Origin of the sequence: Mycobacterium sp. 852002-51961_SCH5331710, assembly GCF_001665535.1 — a bacterium.
In the GTDB taxonomy this organism is placed as follows: domain Bacteria; phylum Actinomycetota; class Actinomycetes; order Mycobacteriales; family Mycobacteriaceae; genus Mycobacterium.
Window position 1 is genome coordinate 1 of the sequence record NZ_LZSQ01000026.1, and the last position, 4,143, is coordinate 4,143.

At 66.4% G+C, this 4,143-nt stretch carries 4 protein-coding genes; 2 read left to right on the forward strand and 2 right to left on the reverse strand.

The annotated features are described in order from the left end of the window. A partial coding sequence (locus A5752_RS04645) for a DUF222 domain-containing protein (RefSeq protein WP_156613613.1) occupies window positions 1–317 on the reverse strand: 317 nt, incomplete at its 3' end. 65 nt (window positions 318–382) lie between these two features. On the opposite strand from A5752_RS04645, the gene A5752_RS04650 reads away from it, so the two are divergent. Beyond that, window positions 383–1,333 (forward strand): threonine ammonia-lyase, encoded by a 951-nt coding sequence (locus tag A5752_RS04650; protein WP_067082750.1) that lies wholly within the window; start codon window positions 383–385, stop codon window positions 1,331–1,333. 19 nt (window positions 1,334–1,352) lie between these two features. Here A5752_RS04650 and A5752_RS04655 read toward each other — a convergent pair whose 3' ends face one another. Continuing rightward, window positions 1,353–2,819 carry a peptide MFS transporter gene (locus A5752_RS04655; protein ID WP_067082752.1) on the reverse strand — a complete coding sequence of 489 codons (1,467 nt, stop codon included), beginning with the start codon at window positions 2,817–2,819 and terminating at the stop codon, window positions 1,353–1,355. Between the two features lie 210 nt (window positions 2,820–3,029). Between A5752_RS04655 and A5752_RS04660 the strand changes: the two genes are divergently transcribed. Further along, window positions 3,030–4,143, forward strand: a 1,114-nt coding sequence (locus A5752_RS04660) for a DUF7159 family protein (RefSeq protein WP_067082754.1), incomplete at its 3' end; no start/stop codon positions are given.

A 4,143-nucleotide genomic window follows, 5' to 3' on the forward strand; every position in this document is an offset into this window, starting at 1 on the left:
TGGCGCGGGGCCAGCAGCTCGGCCTCGGTCAACCGCCGATGCGCCTCGCTCGTCGAGATCCGGTAGCGCACCCGCAGCACTTCTTTCCAGGTGTGGGCACCCAACTCATTGGGCGTCGTCTCACACTGCAGACGAGCCAATAAGCGGTGATTCATCGTCGGGAGCTGACACGACAACGTCTCCCACTCATCAAGCGCAGCCACCAACTCATGCCGGGTCAACAGATCCACATCGCAGGCGGCCACCTCCTCATAAGCCGCACGCAGCGCCGATATCGCCGCCTGCAACGCCGTCCCCGACATGTCTCGAACATACATTCGAGGTCTGACAAATCCCGATTCACGCTCGGGGCCGATCCCGGCACTGGGAGCACACTGGTGGGGTGGATTTGGTGACACTCGAAGACATCGAGCAGGCCGCCGCGCGTATTCGCGCCTTCGTGCTGCGGACGCCGCTGCTACCGGCACCGTGGGCCGGCGACGACGACCGCCCGTTGTGGGTGAAGCCCGAGAGCCTGCAGTCGATCGGAGCGTTCAAGGTGCGCGGTGCGTTCAACGCGATCGGGCATCTCGACGAATCCGTACGCACCAGGGGAGTGGTCGCCTACTCCAGCGGGAACCACGCCCAGGCAGTGGCCTACGCAGCGGCGGTATACGCGATCCCCGCCCACATCGTGATGCCGGAGGAGACCCCGGAGGTCAAGGTTGCGGCCACCCGCAATCACGGCGCGACGGTCGTGTTATGTGCTGCGGGACAACGGGAACGGGTCGCCGCCGAACTGGTGGAGGAAACCGGCGGGGTGCTGATACCGCCGTTCGATCACCCCGACATCATCGCCGGACAGGGCACGATCGGGTTGGAGATCGCCGAGGACCTACCGACGGTCGACACGGTGCTGATACCGGTCAGTGGTGGCGGCCTCGCCTCGGGTATCGGCACGGCGGTCAAGGCGCTGTGCCCCAACGCGAAAGTGATCGGCGTCGAACCCGAACTCGCCGCCGACACGGCCCAGAGCCTCAGCGTCGGGCATCGCGTCGACTGGTCCATCCAGGACCGCAACCGCACCATCGCCGACGGGCTGCGTTCGCAACCGTCGGAGTTGACCTTCGCTCATCTGCAACGGGTGCTCGATGACATGGTCACCGTGACCGAGGACGAAATTCGTTCCGCAGTACGCGAACTCGCGCACCGAGCGCATCTGGTGAGCGAACCCAGCGGTGCGGTCGCGCTCGCTGCCTACCGCAAGCAGGCCGGTCCGGCGGGCCGAACGGTGGTCGTTCTCTCCGGTGGCAATGTCGAACCCACACTGCTGCAGGAGATTCTGGCCGCATAGCCGTCGCCCGAACCCGGCGTCAGTGCACACCTTCCATGTGGCGGCTGATCCACGGCGCGAGCGCGAACACGATGACACCGGCCGCAACCGCGACCACCCCGATGATGCCGAAGTAGGCGAACTCGTGAGTCGGCTTGTAATAACCGGCCAACACACCGGACATCGCCGTGCCGATCCCGACGGAGAAGAAGTACAGCGCCATCATCTGCGCCCGAAATGCCTCGGGCGCAAGCTTTGTGGTGGCCGACAGCCCGATGGGTGAAAGCATCAACTCGCTGATCGCGAACACCGCCATCACGCCGACGATGTACAGCGCGGGCACCGCCTCGCCGCTGGTGCCCGCCATCGGGAGAAAAAGCAGGAAAGCCAAGCCCATCCCGATCACGCCGTAGGCGAATTTCCGCGGCGTCGTCGGAGCACGGCTGCCGAGCCGTGTCCACATCGCCGCGAAAAGTGGCGACAGCGTGATGATCCACACCGGTTCGATCGAGCCGATCCAACTCGATGGCGCGGTCCACCCGAAGATGGACCAGTTCATGCGCTCATCGGAGTACACGGCCAGCACGGTGAAGATCTGTTGGAACAGCGACCAGAACACCGCGTTGGCGACGAACAGCGGAATGAACGCACGGACCCTGGTGCGCTCGACCGTCGTGACTTTGGAGCTGGTCAGCATCACCGCGAAGTAGGCCACCGACGCCACGACGAGGACCCCTGTCGTCACATGCGACAGATTCGACAGCTTGACCACGCCCGTCGCGAACACGGCGCCGATCAGTACCGCGGCCGCGATGGCGATCAATCCCAGCCGCCCGAAGACGTTGCGGGGCAGGGGATTAGGAACATAGCGGCCATGATCACCGAGATTGCGCCGGAAGACGACGTACTGCGTCAACCCCAACGCCATGCCGACCGCTGCCGCACCGAACCCGTAGTGGAATCCGATCCGGGTCTGCAACAACCCGGTGATGAGCGGGCCGATGAAGGCGCCGAGGTTGATGCCCAGGTAAAACAGGGTGAACCCGCCGTCGCATCGGGGGTCGCCCTTGTCGTAGAGCGTGCCCAGCAGCGACGATGCGTTGGCCTTGAGCGCGCCGGAACCGAGCGCGACGAGCACCAGGCCCGCGGCCACGCCCGTCAGCCCGGGAACGATGGCCAAGGCGATATGGCCCAGCATCACCACGAAGCCGCCGTAGAAAACCGTCCGCTCCATGCCCAGTAACCGGTCGGCGATCCACCCGCCGAGCACGGTCGACAGGTAGACCAGCCCGCCGTAGGCGCCGACGATGCCGGTGGCGGTGCTCTGCGGAAGTCCGAGACCGCCGTCGGTGACCGAGTAATAGAGGTAGTAGCCGAGAATCGTGAGCATCCCGTAGAACGAGAACCGCTCCCACAGCTCCACCCCGAACAGGTTCGTCAGGCCGATCGGGTGACCAAGTACCGTGCGCCCGCTGGGCCCGCCCTCCGCCTGCTCGACTGCCGCCATGTGTGTTCACCCTGCCACGGCCATCTGCACCTGGTGCGGGATAGCGAACAATTGCCTCGGCAAAGACGTTCGGACTTCGCTTACAGGAGTTTCAGCGGCACAGCACATTTCGATTCAATGCGAATGAGCCACGGGCCGACTCCCCGGAAAATGGGCGAGGCGCAGTGCTGTTACCGTCACCCCGGTAAGTGGACGTCCGAAAGGGTGTGAGTGGACGCCGTACTGGGCTTGTCGGTGACACCATCTGCCATCGGCCTTGTCCTCGTCGAAGGACAGGGCGCCGATGGCCCCACAGTCGACCGCGATGCCATTGAGATCCCTCCCACCCGCCGGTGCTCTCCGCGGCACACATCCGACGAGGCCGCAGCGGCGGTATTGCGGGCCGAGGCCGTGGCCGCCAACCGCGGCCACCGGTTGCACACGATCGGTGTGACGTGGAGCGACGACGCCGAAACCGAAGCGGCGCTGCTGCTGAGGTCGTTACGCGAATGCGGATTCGACAACGTCGCCGCGATTCAGCTGCCCGAGGCGTCGGAGGCGTTGGCGTGGGGTGTCGCCGATTTGATCGGCAACGTCGTCACCGCGGTGTGCGTCATCGAATACGACGCGGTCATAGCGCTGATCGTGCACACGGGAGAAGGTGCGGTGCAGACCGCCGTCAACCATGCGATCGACAGCGAGGAATCGTTGATTCGCTGGCTGAACACCGTCTTCGCCACCGCCGAGTGGCGGCCCGAGGCGTTGGTACTCGTCGGCTCGGGTGCCGACCTGGACGCCATCATGCCCCGGCTCGAAACCGTGCTGTCGGTGCCGGTGTTCGCACCCGCCGAGGCCGAGTTGGCCCTGGCCCGCGGCGCCGCGCTCGCCTCGGCCGACAGCGGCCAACCGGTGGCGGCCACCGATCGGCCGCTCAGGGCGGGCACACAACGTCAACGGCAGCCCGCCCAGACCGGCCCGCTGGCGATGCTGGCAGCGGGAACCGTCACCTTCGTTGTGTCGGTGTCGGCGGCCATCAGCATGCAGCTGGCCCCGGGGAAGGTGTCCACTCCCGCCGAACCGAGTCCGGCCGCCAAATCGTCGCCGGATCTCGCTGCCGCAGCGGCTCCCCGTCCTGCCGCTCCGCCGGCGCCCGCGGCCCCACCGGCCCCGCCACCGGCCGAGCTTCCTGCGCCGCCCGAGGAACCGCCCGTCGCCGTCGTCGACATCCCGGCCGCCGTGGAGGATCCACTGCCGCCAGCCGCTCCGCCGCCGGAGGTCAAGGCGACGGCGTGGGAGCAGGTCATCGAGGACGACACGCTGCCCAACATCACCGCCCGCGCGACAG

Coding starts and splice junctions, on each gene's coding strand:
- A5752_RS04655 (WP_067082752.1), bottom strand. CDS start 2,819: ATGGCGGCAGTCGAGCAGGCGGAGGGCGGGCCCAGCGGGCGCACGGTA.